The organism is Microbulbifer bruguierae (assembly GCF_029869925.1).
In the GTDB taxonomy this organism is placed as follows: Bacteria; Pseudomonadota; Gammaproteobacteria; order Pseudomonadales; family Cellvibrionaceae; genus Microbulbifer; species Microbulbifer bruguierae.
On sequence record NZ_CP118605.1, the window covers coordinates 1,962,902 to 1,985,643 of the forward strand.

The 22,742-nt window shown below is 58.8% G+C and carries 16 protein-coding genes; 6 read left to right on the plus strand and 10 right to left on the minus strand.

What is annotated here, in order from left to right:
- Positions 1–62 precede the first annotated feature (62 nt).
- On the minus strand, positions 63–1,271 hold the full coding sequence (locus tag PVT68_RS08455) for an endo-1,4-beta-xylanase (protein ID WP_280322291.1): 1,209 nt from the start codon (positions 1,269–1,271) through the stop codon (positions 63–65).
- Positions 1,272–1,560: 289 nt separating this feature from the next.
- On the opposite strand from PVT68_RS08455, the gene PVT68_RS08460 reads away from it, so the two are divergent.
- On the plus strand, positions 1,561–2,964 hold the full coding sequence (locus PVT68_RS08460) for an MFS transporter (RefSeq protein WP_280322292.1): 1,404 nt from the start codon (positions 1,561–1,563) through the stop codon (positions 2,962–2,964).
- 24 nt (positions 2,965–2,988) lie between these two features.
- Positions 2,989–4,599: a glycoside hydrolase family 43 protein gene (locus PVT68_RS08465; RefSeq protein ID WP_280322293.1), complete on the plus strand. Its 1,611-nt coding sequence runs from the start codon at positions 2,989–2,991 to the stop codon at positions 4,597–4,599.
- 104 nt (positions 4,600–4,703) lie between these two features.
- On the opposite strand, the gene PVT68_RS08470 is transcribed toward PVT68_RS08465, so the two are convergent.
- Positions 4,704–5,381, minus strand: a complete 678-nt coding sequence (locus PVT68_RS08470; RefSeq protein ID WP_280322295.1) for an NUDIX hydrolase — start codon at positions 5,379–5,381, stop codon at positions 4,704–4,706.
- Positions 5,382–5,618: 237 nt separating this feature from the next.
- On the opposite strand from PVT68_RS08470, the gene PVT68_RS08475 reads away from it, so the two are divergent.
- On the plus strand, positions 5,619–6,035 hold the full coding sequence (locus tag PVT68_RS08475) for a DUF2147 domain-containing protein (RefSeq protein WP_280322297.1): 417 nt from the start codon (positions 5,619–5,621) through the stop codon (positions 6,033–6,035).
- Between the two features lie 198 nt (positions 6,036–6,233).
- On the opposite strand, the gene PVT68_RS08480 is transcribed toward PVT68_RS08475, so the two are convergent.
- The 6 genes from PVT68_RS08480 to PVT68_RS08505 form a co-directional block, all read right to left on the minus strand.
- The gene (locus PVT68_RS08480) at positions 6,234–7,754 is read right to left on the minus strand and encodes an MDR family MFS transporter (protein WP_280322298.1); all 1,521 of its coding nucleotides are present in this window, start codon (positions 7,752–7,754) and stop codon (positions 6,234–6,236) included.
- 135 nt (positions 7,755–7,889) lie between these two features.
- Positions 7,890–9,017, minus strand: a complete 1,128-nt coding sequence (locus PVT68_RS08485) for an HlyD family secretion protein (protein ID WP_280322299.1) — start codon at positions 9,015–9,017, stop codon at positions 7,890–7,892.
- On the minus strand, positions 9,010–9,459 hold the full coding sequence (locus PVT68_RS08490; protein WP_280322300.1) for a MarR family winged helix-turn-helix transcriptional regulator: 450 nt from the start codon (positions 9,457–9,459) through the stop codon (positions 9,010–9,012). The genes PVT68_RS08485 and PVT68_RS08490 overlap by 8 nt, the downstream gene beginning before the upstream one ends.
- Positions 9,460–9,669: 210 nt before the next feature.
- The gene (locus tag PVT68_RS08495; RefSeq protein WP_280322301.1) at positions 9,670–11,049 is read right to left on the minus strand and encodes a DUF1329 domain-containing protein; all 1,380 of its coding nucleotides are present in this window, start codon (positions 11,047–11,049) and stop codon (positions 9,670–9,672) included.
- Positions 11,050–11,060: 11 nt separating this feature from the next.
- Positions 11,061–12,902 (minus strand): DUF1302 domain-containing protein, encoded by a 1,842-nt coding sequence (locus PVT68_RS08500; protein WP_280322302.1) that lies wholly within the window; start codon positions 12,900–12,902, stop codon positions 11,061–11,063.
- Positions 12,903–13,127: 225 nt separating this feature from the next.
- Positions 13,128–14,165, minus strand: a complete 1,038-nt coding sequence (locus PVT68_RS08505) for an AraC family transcriptional regulator (RefSeq protein ID WP_280322303.1) — start codon at positions 14,163–14,165, stop codon at positions 13,128–13,130.
- Positions 14,166–14,479: 314 nt separating this feature from the next.
- Here PVT68_RS08505 and PVT68_RS08510 point away from each other — a divergent pair, with 314 nt between their 5' ends.
- Both PVT68_RS08510 and PVT68_RS08515 read left to right on the plus strand, forming a co-directional pair.
- Positions 14,480–15,568 (plus strand): sialidase family protein, encoded by a 1,089-nt coding sequence (locus tag PVT68_RS08510; protein ID WP_280322304.1) that lies wholly within the window; start codon positions 14,480–14,482, stop codon positions 15,566–15,568.
- A gap of 13 nt (positions 15,569–15,581) precedes the next feature.
- Complete coding sequence (locus PVT68_RS08515) at positions 15,582–18,044, plus strand: efflux RND transporter permease subunit (RefSeq protein ID WP_280322305.1); 2,463 nt, start codon at positions 15,582–15,584, stop codon at positions 18,042–18,044.
- 86 nt (positions 18,045–18,130) lie between these two features.
- Here PVT68_RS08515 and parC read toward each other — a convergent pair whose 3' ends face one another.
- Entirely contained in the window at positions 18,131–20,380 is a 2,250-nt protein-coding gene (gene parC, locus PVT68_RS08520) for a DNA topoisomerase IV subunit A (RefSeq protein WP_280322306.1), read from the minus strand.
- Positions 20,381–20,609: 229 nt separating this feature from the next.
- Between parC and PVT68_RS08525 the strand changes: the two genes are divergently transcribed.
- A complete protein-coding gene (locus PVT68_RS08525; protein WP_280322307.1) occupies positions 20,610–21,059 on the plus strand; it encodes a DUF2214 family protein in 450 nt (149 codons plus the stop codon).
- Positions 21,060–21,234: 175 nt separating this feature from the next.
- Here the strand turns inward: PVT68_RS08525 and PVT68_RS08530 are convergent, their stop codons facing one another.
- Positions 21,235–22,359, minus strand: coding sequence for a hypothetical protein (locus tag PVT68_RS08530; RefSeq protein ID WP_280322308.1), 1,125 nt, complete (start codon positions 22,357–22,359; stop codon positions 21,235–21,237).
- Positions 22,360–22,742 lie beyond the last annotated feature (383 nt).

Consider the following 22,742-nt stretch of genomic DNA (forward strand, 5'->3'; position numbering starts at 1 on the left):
TCTTTTGTTGACCTTTGGTGGCGGCAGCGGTGCCGCCACAAAGCTCCACTATGACGCGCCATTCAACCGGAACTAGCTCCTCCCTTTAGTCCAGCAACAGCGTAATACGCTTTCTTCGGCTCACCTTCACGATCAAAAATTAGCGGGTAATTGGTGCGCCCAACTACCGGCCAATCATTTTTCCACGACTCCGCATCCGTGGTCCCCCACAAAGAAACCCGGCGAACCTTGTCCCGGTGTTTCAGGAACAATTTAAACAGCGATTCGTAGCGCGCCGCCAATTCGTCGACCAGCTTTTCCGGCAACTGCTCGGGGAAAGGATTGAGTTCTTCGGAGTAGGCAAAGTTGGTGGAGATCTCCGCGCCCATGTAATCGTAGGCTTTTGGCAGTACGTCCACGTCCAGCTCGGTGATATGCACATCGAGGCCGACGGCGGCGATGGCCTCGATGGAGGCTTCCAGTTCTGAGATTGCCGGATCGTCCAGATGGACGTGGGCCTGCATGCCAACGCCATGGATCGGCATGCCCTGCTTGCGAAGTTTTGCGATCTTGTCGATGACGCCGTCACGTTTGGCCGGGAGGTGCATGCTGTAGTCGTTGTACAACAGTTCCGCGCCGGGGTCGGCTTCCCGGGCCAGGTGGAAGGCGCGGGAAAAATAGCTGTCCCCCAGCGTGTTGTACCAGAGGCTTTTGCGCCACTGGCCGTCGTCGGTAACCGCTTCATTGACCACATCCCACGCCTGGATCTTGCCCCGGTATCGGCCCGCCAGGGTGCCGATATGAGTCTCCATTGCCCGCACGATCTCGCCGCGCTTGCGCAGTCGGCCGTGGGTGTCGACAAATACGGACTCGGGTATCTGCGAGTGCCAAACCAGGGTATGGCCGATGGTGTACATCTGTTTGCGATGGCCGAAATCCACAAAGTGATCGGCCCGTTGCCAGTCCCAGGTATCCGCCTGCGGGTGGACTTCCTCCCACTTCATCGCGTTTTCCGCGGTGATGGCGCTGAATTCCCGGGACACCAGTGCTTCCAGTTCCGGATTCTGCGCGAGGAGTGTGGTGTTGGACAGGGCGGTACCGACTTTGAAATCCCCGGCAAAAAGTGCACCGAGGCCCGGTGTAGATGGTCCGGCTTTGGCGCTCAACGCTTCCGCCAACAGGCGCCGGGGGCTGGCACTGCCAAGCACCAGGCCGATTCCTGCGACGGTGAGGGCGTTGCGTAAAAACTGTCGCCGTTGATCACTCAGATCACTCATCATCGTTTTTTTCATCTTCCTACCTTTATTTGCCTTCTTATTTTTCTGATTATTTTTTAATCTGAACAGGACGATATCCCAGTCGGCGCAAAATGCTAGACAGCCCTTGCCTCTGTGATATAGTCACTGAGACTATTATTAATGGTCAATGAAAGCCAGAACAAAATAACAGCAGTAAAAACCAACTGTGAAGCTTATCGACACCAGCCAAGAAGCCGGTGCGGTAACCGCCGACATAGCGACGGCGCCGTCATCAATAGTGACGAATAAAAAATCAATAACAATAACGAATGAGAGAAACACCATGCCTGCGTCCAGCATCAGCATCCGTGAAAAAATCGGCTACGGCCTCGGGGATACCGCCAGCAACATCGTATTCCAGGTGGTAATCAATTTTCTGTTGGTGTTCTACACCGACGTGTTCGGCATCTCCGCCGCCGCTGCAGGTACATTGCTGCTGGTCGTGCGGATATTTGACGGAATAACGGATCCATTAGTAGGCGGTATGGCAGACCGCACCCGCTCCCGCTGGGGGCGTTACCGGCCCTACCTGCTGTTGATGGCGCTGCCCTATGCGGGCCTCGCAGTGCTGGCGTTCACCACTCCAGACCTGAGTGAAAACGGCAAGCTGGTTTACGCCTACATTACTTACACACTACTGATGACTGTCTACACCGCCATCAATATTCCCTACTCAGCCCTCGGTGGGGTAATTACCGAAGACACTACCGAGCGCGCTTCGATCCAGTCCTACCGCTTTGCCATGGCAATGGTCGGCGGCGCTCTGGTATCGGCACTCACATTGCCACTGGTCAATCTGCTCGGCCAGGGAGACAAGGCGTTCGGCTACCAGATGGCGATGGCGGTGATGGCGGCCATTGCGGCGCTGTGCTTTTTTATCTGTTTCTGGAGTACCCGTGAGCGGGTGCAGCCGGAAGCGGAAGTCGCAGCCGCAGAAAAGCAAAACGTGGCGGTCAACTTTGCCGCGGACTTTATCAACCTGTTCCGCAACAGCCAGTGGGCCGTCATCGCCGCAGCGACCTTCTTCCTGCTGGTACTGGTGGCCATGCGCGGTGCCGTCACCCCCTTCTATGTAACCTACTACTTCCAGTCGGAAAGCCTGGTGAGCATGTTCGTTACCCTGCCGATGCTGGCAGGTGTCGCCGGTGCGGTGTGCACTAACTTTCTCACCAAACATTTCTGCAAGGCGCGTTTGTTCAACTGGTCGATGATCGGTGTGATCGTCACCCACGCGGCGCTGCTGCCACTGGGGCGGGATCAGGTGTACCTGGCGCTGGTACTGGCGATGGCGGCGAACTTCGTACACATGATCGCTATTCCACTGATTTTCTCCATGGTGCCTGACACCGTGGACTGGTTTGCCCAGAAAGGCCACCCGAAAAAAATGGCCATGGCCTACTCCGGCCACCTGATGGCACTGAAGCTTGGCCTCGCTTTCGGGGGCGCCAGTGCCGGCTGGCTGCTGGGCTACTTCGACTATGTTCCCAACGCCGAGCAGAGCGAACGCACTCTGAACGGCATCGTGCTGATCTACGCCGCGGGCCCGGTGATCTGCACCCTGATCACCATGGCGGTTTTCCGTTACTACCGACTCACCAACGCCTATATCGCCGAGGGTATGGCTGAGGACGACGTGTCGGGCGAAGTCTCACACCGCAAGCCCGCAACCCAAACAGTTTCCAACTAAGCATGTATTCGAAGTAAGGACGTGATGAACAATCCAATTCTGAAAGGCTTCAACCCGGATCCCTCCATCGTACGGGTGGGTGACGATTATTACATCGCCACCTCCACCTTCGAGTGGTACCCCGGGGTACAGATTCATCATTCGAAAGACCTGGTGAACTGGCGTCTGATCAGCCGCCCGCTGAATCGGGAAGCACTGCTGGATATGCGTGGCAATCCAGACTCCTGCGGTATCTGGGCGCCCTGCCTGTCCTACTGCGACGGCCTGTTTTACCTGGTATACACCGATGTAAAGCGCTTCAACGGCAATTACAAGGATGCGCACAACTACATTACCACCAGCGCCACTATCGACGGCGAGTGGAGCGATCCTGTGTATGTGAACAGCAGCGGTTTCGATCCCTCCCTGTTTCACGACGAGGACGGCCGCAAGTGGTTTACCAATATGGTGTGGGATCACCGCACCGGCAAAAACGCGTTCGGCGGGATTCTGTTGCAGGAATACGATGCGATTGCGAAAAAACTGGTGGGGCCGATCACCAATATTTTCCGCGGCACCGAAGCGGGCCTTACGGAAGCGCCGCATATTTACCGTCGCAACGGTTATTACTACCTGCTCACCGCGGAAGGCGGCACCGGCTATGAACACCGTATGACCTTTGCGCGTGCGAAAAATATCGAGGGTCCCTACGAGCTGGACCCACAGGGTTATTTCCTCACCTCTGCGGACAACCCGGATCTGGTACTGCAGCGCTCCGGCCACGGCGACTTTGTGGAAACCCCACAGGGCGAGATTTTCGCCGTGCACCTGAGCACCCGCCCGCTACCAGGCCTGAAGCGCAGCCCACTTGGGCGCGAAACCGCGATTCAGCGCGCGCACTGGAGTGTCGATGGCTGGCTGCGTCTCGCCCACGGTAACAACCAGCCCCGCGCCACACTGGATGCACCTGACCTGGCACCACACCCCTGGCCTGGCGACCCAGCGCGGGACGAGTTCAACAGCGATGTGCTGCCCATGCACTATCAATGGCTGCGCACGCCCTACCCGGAAAACTTCTACAGCCTGAAGGACCGGCCAGGATATCTGCGTTTGTACGGCAAGCAGTCCATCGGCAATACCTTCGAGCAGGCACTGCTCGCCCGCCGCCAGCAGGCATTCTGTTTTACCGCCACCACCTGCGTGACGTTTGAACCGGAAACCTTTCAGCAGATGGCGGGCATCACCTGTTACTACAACGGGCAGAAGTTCCACTACCTGTATATTTCCCACGACGACGAACACGGTAAACACCTGGGCATCATGAGCCACAGCGACGGCGAAGTGACCGACCTTCAGTTTCCTCTGGGCAACTACGGGTCGGGAACAGAAGGCGTTGTCGCCGTGCCCGAAGACGCGCCCATCTACCTGCGTGCACAAGTGAATTTTGAAAAGCTGGATTTCCTCTGGTCCAGCGACGGAGAAAACTGGCAGAAGATTGGACAAACGCTGGATTACAGCATCGTTTCCGACGAGGCGGGCCGCGGTGAGGGCGCCAGTTTTACCGGTGCTTTTGTCGGCATGGCCTGTCAGGATATTTCCGGGGCCAATCGCCCCGCCGACTTTGATTTCTTCGAGTATTTAGAAGGTTCTGGTTGAAATCAAAGCCTGAAGCTCCCCCCGGGTTTCAGGAGTTACTGTGGTAAATGGTGAGTCGTCTCTCTCACACTTCATGCCCGGAGCGTTGCACTCCGGGCTTTTTTTTATACCTCGAAAACAAACCCCTGCTCGGTCAGTTCCTTGTATACCCGCAGATCAAAGCGGTACAAATTGGCCGCGCGATAGCTCACACCGGACTGTTTTTCATCGGTGGAAACCAGCAGGTTCATTTTCATCATCTTGCGGCGGAAGTTGGGCTTGTCCAGAGAAATATCCAGCACCGCTTCATACAGGCGCTGCAGTTCCAGCAGAGTGAATTTTTCCGGCAGCAGATTGAACCCGATGGGTTCGTGCCGCACCTTGTGCTTCAGGCGCGCCAGCGCCTTGGTGAGGATGGTGTTGTGATCGAAGATCAGTTCCGGCGTCTCACGCACATTGACCCAGCGCGCATCCAGCTCGGTTTTCCCCACCGAGAGCGCATGTGCATCGGAGCGCACCAGCGCAAAAAATGCGACGGTGATAATTCGCTCCCCCGGGTGCCGCTGCGGCTCGCTGAACGCGTGTAGCTGTTCAAGAAAAATATCCCGCACCCCGGTGCGGTCCAGCAGCACCCGGCTCGCGGCCTGTTCCAGGGTTTCGTCCGGGTACAACCAGTCCCCGGGCAACCCCCAACGACCGCGACTTTCCCCCTCGCCGTGCTTGACGATCAACACCTTGAGCTCGCCATCGTCGAAGCCGAAAATGACATTGTCTACGGTCAGTGCGTGTTTTGGCGTATCCATATAAGCATGTTCTTTGTATCCCCGGCCTGCACTTCTCACCGGCGTCTTGCATCCGGGACCGAACCAGGGCCCGCTTGAGTTGCGGATTATTCCACAGTTAACCGAGCTTGGCAGCGCCAGTGGCCAGAGCCCGCGGCGCGATGACCCGTAGCAACTACACTCAAATGAAACCCGCAGCGGAGAGCGACCGCATTAGGTGTTATGTTCACACCTGGTCTGTTAGCGATGGATACCCCAATGAAGACACTATTCCTTACCTTTATCAGCCTACTTTTCACTACCCAGCTTGCCTTTGCCAACGACGTGATCGGACGCTGGAAAACGATTGATGATGAAACCGGCCAGGCCAAGTCCATCGTGGAGATTTACGAACAGGGCGGCAAGTATTACGGGCGCGTGGTAGACCTGCTGATGAAGCCGGACGACACCGTCTGCGACGCCTGTTCCGGCGACAACAAGGGCAAGAAAATCGTCGGCATGAATGTCATCACCAACATGGTGAAAACCGGAGACAGGTACGAAGGCGGGCAGATTCTCGATCCGGTGACGGGTAAGGTTTACGACTGCAAAATGTGGCTGGAAGACGGCAACCTGAAAGTGCGGGGTTATCTGGGATTCTTTTACCGTACCCAGACGTGGTATCCGGCAAACTAGCTTTTCTCGATTGAGGCCCTGTGGCGGACTGGTACAGAGAAGCAGGTTTTCTAAACCACATTACCTGCTTTTCTGTACACAGGCCTAGATGTGAAAGCCTCTTGGTGGCCCTGTGCGGAACGATTGCCGATGAGGTTGTGGAGCACAGGGCCACCAAGAGGCTGCCAGCCAACCCTCTATCGCACCGCACACATGCCGCTATCCCTTCCGATCTGGATTAGACAGCAAAAATACCAGCGGCATGGCCGCAATATTGATCCACATCAGCATCTGGAAATCGTTCACATAGGCAATTTCCGCCGCCTGCTGACTGATGGTGTTCATCAGCTCCGCCGGTAGCGCCGAGACCTGGTCCATCGAAGGCAGTCCCATTCCCGGTGGAATCTGTACCCGCTCCCCCAGCTGCTGCTGATTGATCCACAGATTACGCGTCAGTGCCGCCATTACAATCGACACGCCGATACTGCTTCCCAGGTTGCGCGACAGACTGAACAGCGCCGTCGCCTCACCTCGCAGCTGCGGTGCCAGAGTTGCGTAGGCCAGGGTGGAGATGGGCACAAACACCAGGCCCAGTCCCAGCCCCTGCAGAATCCCGGTCCAGACCAGATCGTGCTGGCTCACCTGCAGGGTGAAACCGCTCATCACCCACAGGGAAATGGAAATCAGCCCCATTCCCAGCAGGATTAGCCCGCGCGCATCAAAGCGCTGCATCAGCTTGCTCACCAGCATCATCGAGATCATGGTGCCAATCCCGCGGGGCATCAGCACCATGCCGGTGGTCATCACCGGGTAACCCTTCCACTGCTGCAGAAACGGCGGCAGCAGGGCCATGGTGGCCAGCAGTGTGATCCCAACAACAAATATGAACACCACCCCGGACACATAATTGCGATCGCGGAACAGGTCCAGAGACAGGAACGGGGTCGGCGTGGTGCGCGAGTGCACCACAAACAGGTACACGCCCAGTGCGGTAGCGATGGCGTAGAGCTGGATTTCCAGTGCCTCGAACCAGTCCACCAGTTCGCCGCGGTCCAGCAACATCTGCAGCGCGCCCACCGCCAGAGCCAACAGCGCAAACCCCAGGGCGTCAAAGCGCTGTTTGCGGGTCTCGCTCTCCGGCACAAAGAAGTAGATCCCGAGCATGGACAGGATGCCGAACGGCAGATTGATGTAGAACACCCAGCGCCAGGAGTAGTACTCCGTCAGCCAGCCGCCGAGAGTCGGGCCCAGCACCGGTCCGATCATCACCCCCACGCCCCAGATTCCCATGGCGGAAGCGTGCTTCTCCTTTGGATAGGTATCGAGCAGTGTCGCCTGGGACAGCGGCACCAGAGACGCGCCGAACACCCCCTGCAACAGCCGCCACAGCACCATCTCGTTGAGACTGCTGGCCTGGCCACAGAGCATGGAAGTAATGGTGAACCCGCCCACGGACCAGAGGAACAGGCGACGACGACCGAAGCGCTGGGCCATATAACCCACCGGCGCGGTCATAATCGCGGCGGCCACGATATAGGAGGTGAGTACCCAGGTGATCTGGTCACTGCTGGCGCCGAGGCTGCCCTGCATATGCGGCAGGGCCACGTTGGCGATGGTGGTATCCAGCACCTGGATAATGGTGGCCAGCATCACACTGAGCGCGACCAGCGCCTCGCTGGTCGATGCCTTTGCCTGTGGTGCCGGCGCGGACAGGGCACCGGGCTGTAGCGTCTGGCTCATGTGCGCTGCGTCCTTTTCCAATCCGGCTGGCAGTACGACACGGGGTACATCGGTCGGTACATCGGTGCATACATCGGTGCATACATCGGTGCATACATCGGTGCATACATCGGTGCGTACAACTCAAAGAACAACTTAAAGTACGACGCGGTGGTCATCGGCGGCGCGGGCAGAAACCAGTTTCTTGTCTTCGGTGGTGTCGATGATCACCTCCGCGCTCATGCCCGCGCGCAGCACCGGAGCCTCCTCTGCCGGCAGCAGGCGCAGGCGAACCGGCACCCGCTGTACCACTTTCACCCAGTTGCCACTGGCATTCTGCGGCGGAATCAGCGCGAACTCACTGCCGCTGGCGCCGCTCAGGCTTTCGACCAGCGCCTGGAATTTCACCCCGGGATAGGCATCTACGGTCACTTCCGCCTGTTGCCCCGCGTGCACGTGCTCGAGCTGGGTTTCCTTCAGGTTGGCTTCGATCCACATATCTTCGGTGCTGAGCAGTGTCACCACCGACAGACCCATCGCCGCCATTTCACCGACCTGCGGCGCTTCGTTGGCGATAACACCGGAAACCGGTGCGGTAATACGGGTACGGGAAAGCTGGTAGCGCGCTTTATCCAGTTTCGCCTGCGCCACCATCACGTCAGCCTGCTGTTCCAGCGGCACCTGGGAATTGCCCCCCAGCTCCGCGCGCAGGCTGGCGAGTTTCTCGGTGTTGACCGCAATCCGGGCGCGGGCCTGATCCAACTTCTGGCGGGATTCGTCCAGCTGCGACTCCGACAGCGCCACCTTGCCAAGTTTTTCATTGCGGTCCAGTTGGCGACGGAAAAATTCCGCATCGCTCTGGGCCTGTTGCAGTTCCGCTTCCGCTTCGGCGTACTCCGCCTGGCGCGCATGCACCTGGTTTTTGACCTGGGCGAGATGGGCCTCGGCCTCCGCCACCGCCAGGCGGAAGGCGGTGTCATCCAGGCGCACCAGCAGATCCCCTTTATTCACGTGCTGGTTCGCGCGAATCGGCACCTCGGCGACAATGCCGCTCACTTCCAGCGCAAGCGCAAACTTGTCCGCTTTCACATAGGCGTTTTCCGTGTGTACGCTGCTGTCAGCACCCCAGATGCACCAACCGGCAACCGCGCCGGCGATCAAAATCCCCAGAGTAAAACCCGCACGTCGGGATTTCAGCTTCTGCACCATGTTGTTTTCCTTCCGATTGTTTTCTGCGGGCAGTTGGTTTTCCACAGGCGGTTTGTTTCCCAGTGCGTTAGTCACACACCGTCTCCTCGCGACTCAGATTCTCGCGCACCCGACTCAGTAAATTCTGCAATTGCTGCTGTTCTTCCTGCGACAGTCCCTCCAGCGCCTCGGTGCGAGTCTGCTCGGCGAGACCGTGCAGGGCCTGTAACACCGGAGCGGCGGCCCCGGTGAGATAAATGCGGTAGCAGCGCCGGTCCTGGGGATCCTGGCGGCGCTCCACCAGCCCCTCCGCCTGTAACAGGTCTATCTGGCGGGTCAGGCTGATGGGGGCCACGTCCATACGCTCGGCCAGTTCTGCCTGCTTCATGCCCTGGTTCTTGTGCAGGATCCAGAGCACCTGCCAGCGGGCGCGGGTCAGGCCGTGGGTTTTCGCGCGGCGATCGAAATTGCGCTTTAGCAAGCGAGCGGCGGTGTGCAGCTCAAACCCCAAATGCGCTGCGATATCAGATTTATTCACAGAGTGGCTTTTATATCAGGTCTTCTTGAGGGCGCTTATTGTAAGGATGCTTACTAATTTGGCAAGCCATCTGCGCACCAGATGCCGCTTCTTACTTGCTTGCGAAGCCTGAAAATAAATCGAGGGAGAGTGAGAAGGGGAGCCGAGGGTACAGAAAAGAAAAGGGCCGGCAATGCCGGCCCTGTCAGGCGTGTCAGGAAACCAAACGGATCAGCGACCGATACGGCGCAGTGCCGCAGAGGAGAAGTCCCGACGGTTGACCTTACTGCCCCACTCCATGAATTTCGGCTCTTCGTTGGCCAGGCCGGTCACCAGGTAGCGGCCGGAATCCAGGTCGTGGAACACTTCGGCGGACATCCAGGGGGTGCCCACGTCATAGAACATCACGTTGTGGCCCTCGCCCAGGCGCCACAGATTGCCACGGCCGTCGTAGTGATCCACCACCGATACACCCCAGGTGTCCTCATCCAGGAACATGGTGCGCTTGGCGTAGATATGGCGCTCGCCGTCTTTCAGGGTCGCTTCCACTTCCCATACCCGGTGCAGCTCATAACGCAGGTACTCCGGGTTCAGGTGGCCGGCCTGTACGATGTCGTCGTACTTCAGAGAGGTGTCCAGCAGCTTGTAGTCGTTGTACGGGATGTACAGCTCGCGCTTGCCGATGAGTTTCCACTCGTACTTGTCTGGAGCACCGTTGTACATATCCAGGTTGTCCGCGGTGCGCAGACCATCGGTACCCTCGGCGGGGCCGTCGTAAGCCACGTTCGGGGCGCGGCGTACGCGGCGCTGGCCGGCGTTGTATACCCAGGCACGGCGGGCTTCTTTTACCTGGTCCACGGTCTCGTGCACCAGCAGCGCAGTACCCGTGAGTCGCGCCGGTGCGGTGATCTGCTGCAGGTAATAGAACAGCACATTGTCATCGCCCTGGGCGTCGCGGCCACCGTCGAGGAATTCCGGCCACACCAGCTGGTCGGTGAACTTCACCGGCACAAAAGAGCCATCGGCCTGTACCGGGATTGCGGTGGTGTTGCGGATCGCGGAGCCACCGCGGTAGCGGGTGATGTGGTTCCACACCACTTCCAGCGCGCTCTGGGGCATCGGGAAGGGAATCACGGTATCGAAATTGGTGACGCCGTTGCCGCCGGACACCAGCTCGGCATTGAGGGCGTTTTTCTTCACCACGTCGTACAGGGACTCCGGGTAGGCCGCGGAGCGACGGGTCTGGTACACCGGCATGCGGTATTCCGGGTACTTCTTGAACATGGCGATCTGGCCCGGGCTCAGCTTGTCTTTGTACTGGTCCAGGTTGGCATTGGTGATCTCGAACAGCGGCTTGTCGCCCGCGAAGGGGTCGACCGGACGACCGGGATCGCTGCTGTTTTTGGCCACTTCAGCACCGCTGATCAGGCCGCCGGTCCAGGCCGGGATGGAACCGTCCGCATTGCCCGCCTTTACCGCACCCAGTGGGGTCAGGGAATCACCCAGTTTGGCCGCGTCCTGCTCCGATACCTTGGCGAACGCGGTGCCGCTCATCAAAGACACCAGCAGCAGCGCGGCTGCGGTCATTTTCTTGTTGATTGTCGGGTTCATATCGCTACCTCTTAATAGGAGACTTTGAAGCTCAGGGACACGAAGTCCTTGTCTTCCAGGATGTTGTGGCTGCCGCCGTCAAACGCGGTGACGCCGAGGGTGGCGCTGTACTTCATCTTGTACACGGCTTCCACTGCCAGGCCGAGGGACTTGGCACCCTCGTGGAACTGCTGGCCCGGCTCCGCCGAATAGCCGTTCACATCGTGTGACCAGGCCAGGGTCGGATTCAGGGAAATGCCGGCGAATACGTTCGGATACTCCAGCGCAGCGCGCGCGCGGTAACCCCAGGCGGTGTCGGTAACGTAACCTTCGGCGCTGCAGTCGCCATCGATCGCCCCTAGAGCCACCAGATTGCTGCACGTAGTGCCGTTGGGCAGGGTGAAGTCGCCGAGGCCAAACACGGTGTTGCGGCCGTAGCGCTGGTCGGAGTCTTCCACCCCGTCCAGCATGGACACGCCCACTTCACCGATCAGCGCCAGACGCGAGGCACCCAGTACGCGGTCGAAGAACTTGATCGCGGTGACCTGCAGCTGGGTCTGGTCGAATGTGTCATAACCCCGGACCACCTCACCGTAACCAACCTCATTCACGCGACTGGTAAACGCGAACATCGGGTTTTCGGACAGTGCGGCATTGAGGATGTCGGAGCCGTTGACCTGCAGCGGGGTGTCCGGCTTGTAGGACAGCTCACCGGACAGCGCCACGCCGGCCACATTGGTGGCGAAGCTCAGGCCGTACACTTTCAGGTCTTCGGGGAAGCTGACCATGTATGCCGGGTTATACACGGAGAGCGCACCGAATTCAGGGTGCGAAGAAGGCACAAAGACCGGAGCGCCCTCGCCGACTGCTGCAGGGATCGCCGTGCGAATCGCACTGACATAAGGCATGCGCGAGTGAATATTCATAAAGTAGACACCGAACTCGGTATCGTTCAGTGCCGCTGCGTAGTAGCGCGCGGCAAAGCCGTACTGGCCGCCGTCTTCAGGCTCGATATCGTCCTGACGCTGGGCGTACAGGCCCCCGGCTACGGCCATCGCATCCGGAGCCATAATGGTGACGCGATCACAGCCATCGGCAGCGTAGTCGGTGGAAGAGAAGTAGGTACCACAACCTTCGATCTGGGTCTTCTCCCACTCGTACTGGTAAAAACCTTCCACACTCAGGTTTTCGGTGACGCCGGCGTTGAAGTAGGCCATGCCCACCGGCAGCAGGCCTTCCTTCAGCTCTGCGCCCGGGCGGCGGAATGCGCTTACGTCCACCGGGTTGATGGCGTTGATACCGCCCTGGATAAAGGTGCTCTCACCCCAGCTCAATACCTGACGCCCCAGGCGCAGGCTGACCGGCATCTCGGCGACTTCGGTATCCAGGTAGGTGTAGGCGTCCAGCAGCGCGAGCCCGGAGAATTTCGCAAACTCGGAGAAGCCTTCGTCTGAAAGCGGCTCACCGGCAGCGTAGTTGTTGGAGTTGGTGCCGTGGGGGCGGTTTTCCCCTTCCAGCTCCTTGTCGTACCAGTACTTGACCCGCATAAACACACCGAAGTTGTCTTTCGACAGTTCGATATCGTGTACACCCTTGATGATCTTCGAGAAGGTCTCGCCTTCTTCAAAGTTCAGGTTGCCGTCGTCAGTGGTGCTGGTGAAACCCTCACCGCCGTTCAGATAACCGATAAAGCGCGGATCCGCTTCGTTCAGACGCCAGCTCGCACCGACATCCAGCTGCGAGCTGATACGCAAAGAGATATCTTCATCCGCACCGAAGTAAAACTCGGCCGCCTGTGCAGGCACTACTGCTGCGCTGATCGCCGCAGCGAGCAGAGCTCGACTGAAACCAGATACATTTATTCTTATAGCCATTGCTGTTCTCCCATTCATACATGGGAAAACTTAAGGCGAGAGGAGGCAAGGGTCGATCCCGTTCAATGTGCGCAATATGCCAGATTCTTATCCGTACATGCCGCACAGGGAGGTAAATGGACCAAGAGGGATAACCAGGGCTTGAGCAAAGACAGAAGCGAGTACGCCAGTCACGGCAGACGGGGACTGGCGTCACATCCAGTCCCGTTTAAACAGAAACACCCATTAATTTAACTGGTTCACAATTCGGTTTTCGCGGTAGTCGCCCGGCGTCTGCCCGGTCCAGCGCTTGAAGGCGCGATTGAAATTAGTGACCGAAGAAAAGCCCACCAGGTAGCCAATTTCCCCAAGGGAGAGGTTCGACTGCCCCATATATTTCACCGCCAGTTGCTTGCGGGTTTGCTCGAGGATGTCCTTGTAGCTGGTACCCAGTTCGCTGAGCCGGCGCTGCAGATTCCGCAGGCTCATCCCCAGAGCCTCCGCCACCTCAGTCTGCGCCGGCGCGCTGCCCGGCAGGTAATCGTAGATTTTGCAACGGATCAGATTGACCAGATCACTCTTGTCCACCCGCGCCAGGTATTCATCCAGCATGGCCTCGTGGCTGCGTGCGAGAAAACTGTTGTGGGTCAGGAGCTTGCGTGTTGCCAGCTCGCGGGGGAATACCACCGCGTTGTAGCTGTGGCCGTAATGAATCTCGCAACCAAAAAATATCTGCAGCGGGTCGACCTGCTGACTGGGCTGCTCGGCTTCCAGATAGACACACAGCGGTGTCAGGTCACTGGAGACCAGATCTCGCGCGAACTTTACCAGGGATGCGAGAAACACCTCGGCCTCGCGCATGCCCAGCCCCGGCACCACCCGCTGCTCAATACGCACCGGGCGTATGCCAAATTCAAAGCCACCGGCAACCTCTTGCAGGCGCACATTGCACAGACTGGAAACAATGCGCCGGTAACGCACGATGTAATCGAGACCGTCGCACAGGCTGGGAGCGGACATCATCGCGTAGCCCAGGACATGCAACATACTGGGATGGAAGTTTTCCGCCATCATCACCCGCATGTCGTGCTCCGGCGCCCGGGCGCTGGCGTAGTTCAGCAGCTCCACCAGTTTGCTGAGGGTCACCCTGGATTCCAGATCCCCGAGTTCCTCCCACTGAATTTCGCAGGCAGCCAACGCTTCCGGCACATCGATATCGCAAGCCTGCATGGCTCTGACCATCAGGATCAGCCAGCCGCTCATTACCGCGTGTTCAAAATTCACTTTTTTATCCTGACTTTTATGACAGTGAATGCATTTTCGCGCCAGTCTATCAACACTCAGTTCATGATGCCGTAACAATGTCGCCTGCTGGCGGCAGAATTTGTGACTCCAGGGCCTTTTGAATTCACCGCTAAGATACCAACCGCGCAGAGCTAAGGTGAGTGCCTCCTGCGGGCTCGGATAATGATTTGGCGCGTATGACATATCGAGACGCGAATCGGCTACCAGATAATCGGGCGGACGAATAATAAGCACACAAGCGACTTATGAGACTTTTCCGACTTTTTATCCCCCGACTCCTGCTGCCAGCGCTGATGGCTTCCCAGCCCCTGATGGCCAGCGCAAACGTAGAGCTACTAAATACCCCGGCGCTGCACAGCACCCGCGCCGCCCACAGCGTCATCACTAACCTGCAACCCCTGAATGACGGCTACCTGCTGACCGGCGAGCGCGGCCTGTTGCTGCAGTGGCGGGCCGATGGCCACTGGCAACAGCAGGATTCCCCGGTGAGCGTTGGCCTCACCGCAGTCACCCTGCTTGCGGACGGCAGTGCCGTGGCCGTGGGCCAGGATGCTGCGATCCTGCGCCGCACCCGCGATGGCGCCTGGCAGAAAGTGTTTGACGGCTACGACCTGAGCCGCCTGCAGATCAACGCCCAGGAAGCGCGCCGCGACCAGCTGCAGCAGCTTATCGACGATACCGGTAACAATGCCGAAGACGACGCCGATATCGAAGAACTGGAATACCAGCTGGAAGAGCTGGAGTTCGCCCTCGAAGACAGTCAGGCCGAACTGGAAAGCGGGCCCAACAAACCGCTGCTCGACATCGTCGTCGCCGGCGGCAACCGTCTGTACGCCATCGGCGCCTACGGCACCCTGCTGCGCAGTGACGACGGCGGCGACAGCTGGCAGCTGCGCAGCGCCAGTCTCGATAATCCCGATCGCTTCCACCTCAGCGCCATCACCCGCAGTGACGACGGCAGCCTGTACATCGTCGGCGAGAGCGGCCTCGGCTTCGTTTCCCGCGACGGCGGCGACAGCTGGGAAACCATGGATTTGCCCTACGACGGCAGCCTGTTTGGCATCGTCAGCCAGGCGGGCTCCGGCAACCTGGTGGCCTTTGGCCTGCAGGGACACGTGCTGGTGTCCCGCGATGGCGGCAACAGCTGGCAGCACCACAAGGTAGAGGCCGGTGCCAGTCTGCTGGGTGGCACCATCGACGATAGCGGCCGCGTCGTGCTGGTGGGCCACGGCGGCCTGATTGCCAGCTTCGCGATCGCGGAGCCCGCAGTAATTTCCGTACGCAAGCACCCCTCTGGCGCCGCCTTTTCCGCGGTCGCCGTACAAGGTGAACAGCTGATTCTGGCGGGCCAGTTCGGCGTCACCGCGTGGAACATGAACTGAGGTAGTGGCAAGCATGAGTAATACATCCCCGAATCAACAAGCTGCCGCGCCCGCCTCCCGGGTACAGGCATTTTTCGAATCCCTGGTCTTCGGCCAGCGCGCACTGGCGCTGTCTGTCTTGTCACTGCTTCTGGTCTTCCTCAGCTGGCAGGGCCTGCAGGTGCGCCCCGAGGCCAGCTTCACCAAGATGATTCCCGGCAACCACGAGTTCATCAATAACTACATGGACTACCGCCAGGAACTCGCGGACCTCGGCAACGTGGTGCGTATCGTGGTGGAGAGTAAGCAAGGTGACATCTTCACCCCCGAATTCCAGGAAGTGCTGAAGCAGGTCACCGACGAGGTGTTCTACGTCCCAGGGGTCAATCGCGATGGCATGAAGTCTCTGTGGACACCCAACGTTCGCTGGCAGGAAGTCACCGAGGAAGGCTTTGTTGGCGGCGCCGTGATTCCCAACGGCTACGATGGCAGTGAGGCCATGCTCGCACGCCTGAAGGCCAACGTGTTCAAATCCGGCCAGGTTGGCGTGCTGGTGGGTAACGACTTCCGCTCCGCGATCGTGCTGGCACCACTACAGGACGTGAACCCGGAAACCGGACTGCCACTGGATTACCGCGAGCTGTCGGATTTCCTCGAGCAGAATGTGCGCGACAAATACAGCAGCGATCAGGCGCAGATTCGCATTGTCGGCTTCGCCAAGGTCATCGGTGACCTGATCGACGGCGCGGTGCAGGTGGTGCTGTTCTTCGTACTCGCGGTACTCATCACCTTCACCCTGCTGTGGCTCTACTCCCGCTGCCTGCGCAGCACCTTTGCAGTGCTCGCCTGCTCCATCTTTGCGGTGTTCTGCCAGCTGGGTGTGCTCAACCTGCTGGGTTACGGTATCAACCCCTACTCCATGCTGGTGCCCTTCCTGGTGTTCGCCATTGGTGTCAGCCACGGGGTGCAGATCATCAGCGCCGTAGTGCACAACACCGTGCAGGGTGCCGACAAACTGAACGCGGCCAAACTCGCGTTCCGTTCCCTGTACCTGGCCGGCATCACCGCGCTGGTGAGCGACGCCATCGGCTTCACCACCCTGATGGTGATCGACATCGGCGTTATCCGCGAACTGGCGATTGCCGCCAGTATCGGTGTAGCGGTGATCATCGTCACCAATCTGGTGGCGCTGCCGATCATTGCCAGCTATGTGGGTGTGTCCAAAGGCGGCGTGGCCTATGCGCGTGCGCAACAGGACAAGGCCTCGCTGGTGGAGCGCCTTTTCGCACGTTTCGCGCGCCCGCGCCAGGCCAAGGCGATGCTGGCGGTTGCCCTGATTCTCTGCGGTGCCGGCGCCTACTACGCGCAGTTCATGAAGATCGGCGACCTCGACGCCGGCGCCCCGGAACTGCGCCCGGATTCCCGCTACAACCGTGACAACGCCTACCTGGTGGCAAACTACAGCACCAGTACCGACGTGTTCGTGGTGATGGCGAAAACCGAAGCCGAGCAGTGCGTGGCCTACAGCAATCTGGTGTGGATGGATCAACTATCGGCCCACCTGAGCAATGTGCCGGGCGTGCAGAAGGTCACATCGGTGGCGGACGTCTCCAAGTTCGGCAACTTCGGTATGAACGAGGGCTCGCTGAAATGGTACGGCCTCAACCGCAACCAGTTCATCACCAACGCGTCGGTCGCCAAAGCTCCGGAAGGACTGATCAATTCCGAGTGCACCATGGCGCCGGTACTGGTGTTCCTGAACGATCACAAGGCGGAAACCCTGGATCGCGTGGTCGCCGCGATGCGCGTCTTCAACGCCGAGCGCACTCCAGACTCGGTGGAGTTCCTGCTGGCCGCCGGCAACGCCGGTATCGAAGCCGCCACCAATGACGTGATCGAAAAGGCACAGACGGAAATGCTGATCTGGGTCTACGGCGTGGTCATCGCCCTGTGCCTGCTCACCTTCCGCTCGCCGCGCATTGTGCTCGCGGTGGTGCTGCCGCTGATGCTGACGTCCCTGCTGGGCCAGGCGCTGATGACGCTGATGGGCATCGGTGTGAAGGTGGCCACCCTGCCGGTGATCGCCCTCGGCGTCGGCATCGGCGTGGACTACGGCATCTACATTTTCAGCAAGGTGCGCGAAGCCCTGGCACAAGGCAAAAATCTGGTGGAATCCTACACCTATACCCTGCACCAGACCGGCAAGGCGGTGGCCTTTACCGGAGTGACCCTGGGCATTGGCGTAGCCACCTGGGTGTTTTCACCGATCAAGTTCCAGGCCGATATGGGCCTGCTGCTGACCTTCATGTTTCTGTGGAATATGCTCGGTGCGCTGATCCTGGTGCCGGCGATTGCCTGGCTGCTGCGGATCGACAACCTGGCCGCCAAGCCCGCAGCGACGGTTGCGCCGGAAGCCGGCGCGGCAGTCGCCGAGACGCCATCTCACAGCGAAAGCAGCAAAGTTCAAAACGTCCGACTGGAATCAGAACCGGCCTGACGCGAATCGGGACACACAAAATAAAAAGGGCCGCCCATTGGGCGGCCCTTTTTTTTCACTCATATCCCGGCGAGAAGCCTGCACGTCTACTTCCTCTGCACTTCCACCTTGTCCACTTTCTGGAATCCGCGGGGCAGCTTGTTGCCGCGACGGCCGCGTTCGCCCTGGTAGTGTTCCAGCTCCGAGACCTTGATCTTGGTGTGGCGCTTGCCGGCGTGGATCACCAGCTGGTCGCCGGCTTCCAGCACCGCAACGCCGACGAGGATTTCCTCGCGGCTGGCGGCGCGGGCGGACGGGATATTGATGATCTTGTTGCCCTTACCCTTGGCCAGTTCCGGCAGCTCCGTTACCGGGAACACCAGCATGCGCCCCTCGCTGGAGACCGCCGCCAGCAGCGCTGCCGCGGGGTTGGTAATTTCCTGCGGCGGCAACACGCGGGCATTGCTGGGCAGGGACAGCATGGCCTTACCCGCCTTGTTGCGGGACTGCAGGTCGGCGAACTTGGCGATAAAGCCGTAGCCCGCGTCACTTGCCAGCAACACCTTCTGCTCGTCAGCGCCCATCAGCAGGCCTTCAAAGGTGGCGCCGGAGGGCGGGTTGATGCGCCCGGACAGCGGCTCACCCTGGCCCCGCGCAGACGGCAGGGTGTGGGAGGCGATGGCGTAGCTGCGGCCGGTACTGTCGAGCAGCAGCGCCATCTGGTTGCTCTTGCCGTGGGCGGCGTACTTGAAGCTGTCGCCGGCCTTGTAGCTGAGCGAAGTGGGGTCGATATCGTGACCCTTGGCCTGACGAATCCAGCCCTTGTCCGACAGCACCACGGTAATCGGATCACTGGTGAGCAGGTCGGTCTCGCTGAAGGCTTTCGCTTCTTCGCGCTCGACGATCGGGGAGCGGCGGTCATCGCCAAACTCGTCGGCCGCCGCCAGCAGCTCCTTCTTGATCAGGGTCTTGAGGCGGCGCTCGCTTTCCAGGGTTTTGGTGAGCATATCGCGCTCTTTTTCCAGCTCTGCCTGCTCGCCGCGGATCTTCACTTCTTCCAGGCGCGCCAACTGGCGCAACTTGGTGTCGAGCACGTATTCCGCCTGCACATCGGACAGACCGAAGCGCTCCATCAGCGCCGCCTTGGGCTCGTCGTGGGTGCGGATGATCTCGATCACTTCATCGATGTTCAGGAACGCGATCAGCAAACCGTCCAACAAGTGCAGGCGCTTCTCCACCTTGTCGAGGCGGAACTGCAGGCGGCGCCTTGTGGTGACGGTGCGGAAGCTCAGCCACTCGGACAGGATTTTGTCCAGGGACTTCACCTGCGGGCGGCCGTCGATACCGATCATGTTCATGTTGACCCGGTAGCTCCTCTCCAGGTCAGTGGTGGCGAACAGGTGATTCATCACCTGCTCCAGATCCACCCGATTGGATTTGGGCACGATGACCAGACGGGTCGGGTTTTCGTGGTCGGATTCATCGCGCAGGTCGCTGACCATCGGCAGCTTCTTCGCCTGCATCTGCGCGGCGATCTGCTCCAGCACCTTGGAGCCGCTGGCCTGGTACGGCAGCGCGGTGATGACGATATCGCCATCCTCCTTGGTCCACACCGCACGCATTTTCACCGAGCCCTTGCCGGTCTCGTACATCTTGTGCAGGTCTGCGCGGGGAGAAATGATCTCTGCCTCGGTGGGCATATCCGGGCCGTGAATGAACTCGCACAGCTCGCTGACCGTGGCCTTGGGGTTCTCCAGCATATGCACAGTGGCATCCACCACCTCGCGCAGGTTGTGCGGGAGTATGTCCGTAGCCATACCCACCGCGATACCGGTGGTGCCGTTCAGCAGGATGTTGGGTACCCGCGCCGGCAGTACCGCCGGCTCATCCATGGTGCCATCGAAGTTCGGCTGCCAGTCCACGGTGCCCTGGCCCAGCTCGGACAGCAGCACTTCGGAGTACTTGCCCATGCGGGATTCGGTGTAACGCATGGCAGCAAAGGACTTGGGATCGTCCGGGGAGCCCCAGTTGCCCTGGCCGTCCACCAGCGGATAGCGGTAGCTGAACGGCTGCGCCATGAGCACCATCGCCTCGTACACGGCGCTGTCGCCGTGCGGATGGTACTTACCGATCACGTCGCCCACGGTGCGCGCGGACTTCTTGTACTTGGCGGTGTTCTTCAGCCCCAGCTCGCTCATGGCGTAGACAATACGGCGCTGTACCGGCTTCAGGCCGTCGCCGATATTGGGCAGGGCGCGGTCGAGGATCACGTACATGGAGTAATCCAGGTACGCCTTCTCGGTGTATTCCGCCAGATGCTGGCGCTCGGAAGCTTCGTAGACAGAGGGCTCGGTCATACTGCGAGAGTCTCGTTATTCTGTTCGGTATAGAGATAGAAGTGGGGGATTATGGCGGACAGACGCCGGGGGTTCAAAGACCTCGTCGACCACAATCCGGGTTTGTGCAGCGGGTTTGTACCGCAAATAGACCGGCCGCGCATGGCAGTGACCGATGAATAGCTGCTAAAAACATCAACTCCAAAGACCCGCCGGACCACGCCCGCCCCGACCAGCAAGGATTGCCGCCATGCCCGCCCTGTTCGCCTTTCTGCACCACCTCGCGTTTCTCGCCCTTACCGTTACCCTCACCGTGCAGCTGGTGGTACTGGGCCAGCCACTGACCCTGCAGAGCGCACGCAAGCTGCAGATTGTGGACCGCATCGTTGGCGCCTCCGCGGTGGCGCTGCTGATCGTCGGCCTGTTGCGGGTGTATCACTTTGAAAAGGGCCCCGAATACTATTTCCACAACGCCGCTTTTCACGCAAAGCTGGCCCTGTTCGCCCTCGCCGCCACCCTATCCGCCCTGCCTACAGTACAGTTCCTGAGATGGCGCCGGGAAATCGCCCGCGGCCAGGTACCGCAACTGCCAGACAACCGCCGGCGCTGGTTGCGTATCATCGTGCACGCGGAACTGACCGCAGTGGTAGGCATGGCCCTGTGCGGCGCGCTGATGGCCAAGGGCATCGGATATTTTTGAGCAGAAGAAGACGACGTTACGCCGTCTCTAAAATTTGGGAAAAAAGACAAAGTCAAAGACAAAAAAGGGAGCGCGATAAACGCCTCCCTTTTACTTTCACTTCAATCGCGCTGGAGTATCCAGGCCGTCACTGTAAAACTGTAGTGACAACGATACCTCAGTCTTCAAAGCTCCCCTAAGTGCCACTAGCCGAATCATTGGCACACAGTTCCTTCAATTCTGCAGGAATTGGCACATACCCCACGTCCAATTCTTCTCCCACCATTTTGGAAAGAAATACAAGATCACGGGATATGGCGATTTTTACATCAGAGCGCGTCCCGGCAACCGTTGCGTGATCAGTCTCGTAAGCATCAACCCCGGTATATTGGTACTCCACACTTCCACAGCTCAGGGAAAGATAATCGGAATCTCTGCCGCTGGAGAATATCGCAAGAACATTCTGCTCATTTTTTCGCATCCAGAAGTTGTTCGTATCCATCTCAAGATGACGAACAATCTCTCCCGTGGACGCGTCAAGTTTGTAAACAATCGTGCTGCCCAACGTAAAATAAATGTGATTGCCCACGACAACGCTCGTCAAGCTGGTGCCGCCTTCCCGTTCGAATGCTGTGTCATTAACCTGGTCACCGTTGTAATACCTCAGGCTTAATGCATTCGGATCTTCATAATGGTAAAAGATGGCGACCACATCACCATCAGCACTCACATAATCAAGATTCGCTTCCGTATCCAGCAATGGCTCTGCTACCGCCTCTGCAACCGAAGTAAGCCGGTAAACCATGGAATACTGTGTGGGCGTAGAGTAATAATCCTCATACCCTACGAATATTCCAGTATTTTTCATGCGGCGATTGAAACTGCCCGAACGAGGTTGAATTTTTTCACCGGTTACCGAAGAAACGATGGCCTCGGTCACCTGCGGACTTCCCAATTCAAACAGGGAGTAATATTCGCTTGATCCTACAGCGTCATTTATCAGCGAAGCGTGGATGACATAATCTTTCCCGTCGAGGCGGTAAATCCCCAGATCCCCCTTGCCGTACCGGTCGGGGTTGGTATTGAACGACGAGATTTGTTCGGAAGTCACACTGTAGCCATCGTATCGGTTGTATTGCCATCCACTGAACCCACCGGTTGGATAAGTAGTGAATATCGTATTTTCTCCCAACATGCCGTAGTCATTCGACCTTATCGAATACCCGTTGTAAGAATAGCTATAGACAACTTGATAGCCGTTGAGATCAACACGACTCACCCGAAACTCATCAAGATCTCCATGTGCGGAATGGAAGATCACATAATCACCGCCGTCCGCCCATTTAATCCGAGCGCCATTAGGGGCTCCGACAAGACTTGCATGTGGGAAACTGTTAACGGAAACGTAGGCATCATCGAGAGACAGGAACGAACTGCCCCCGGAGCTTGAGCTGGAACCTGAACTGGAACTTGACCCCGAGCTCGAGCTGGAGCTGGAGCTGGAGCTAGAACTTGAACTAGAACTTGAGCTGGAACTCGAACTGGAACTCGAGCTGGAACTGGAACTGGAGCTGGAACTGGAGCTGGAACTGGAGCTGGAACTGGAACCACCACCATCTCCTGAACTAGAGCCCCCTCCACCGCAAGCGCTCAATAGCACAGCAAATAAAACCGTCGCGCATAGAGGCAACTTCGAAGCTGAAA

Coding starts and splice junctions, on each gene's coding strand:
- PVT68_RS08510 (WP_280322304.1), top strand. CDS start 14,480: ATGGCTTCCCAGCCCCTGATGGCCAGCGCAAACGTAGAGCTACTAAAT.
- PVT68_RS08475 (WP_280322297.1), top strand. CDS start 5,619: ATGAAGACACTATTCCTTACCTTTATCAGCCTACTTTTCACTACCCAG.
- PVT68_RS08460 (WP_280322292.1), top strand. CDS start 1,561: ATGCCTGCGTCCAGCATCAGCATCCGTGAAAAAATCGGCTACGGCCTC.
- PVT68_RS08525 (WP_280322307.1), top strand. CDS start 20,610: ATGCCCGCCCTGTTCGCCTTTCTGCACCACCTCGCGTTTCTCGCCCTT.
- PVT68_RS08495 (WP_280322301.1), bottom strand. CDS start 11,049: ATGAACCCGACAATCAACAAGAAAATGACCGCAGCCGCGCTGCTGCTG.
- PVT68_RS08480 (WP_280322298.1), bottom strand. CDS start 7,754: ATGAGCCAGACGCTACAGCCCGGTGCCCTGTCCGCGCCGGCACCACAG.
- PVT68_RS08470 (WP_280322295.1), bottom strand. CDS start 5,381: ATGGATACGCCAAAACACGCACTGACCGTAGACAATGTCATTTTCGGC.
- parC (WP_280322306.1), bottom strand. CDS start 20,380: ATGACCGAGCCCTCTGTCTACGAAGCTTCCGAGCGCCAGCATCTGGCG.
- PVT68_RS08465 (WP_280322293.1), top strand. CDS start 2,989: ATGAACAATCCAATTCTGAAAGGCTTCAACCCGGATCCCTCCATCGTA.
- PVT68_RS08455 (WP_280322291.1), bottom strand. CDS start 1,271: ATGAAAAAAACGATGATGAGTGATCTGAGTGATCAACGGCGACAGTTT.
- PVT68_RS08500 (WP_280322302.1), bottom strand. CDS start 12,902: ATGGCTATAAGAATAAATGTATCTGGTTTCAGTCGAGCTCTGCTCGCT.
- PVT68_RS08515 (WP_280322305.1), top strand. CDS start 15,582: ATGAGTAATACATCCCCGAATCAACAAGCTGCCGCGCCCGCCTCCCGG.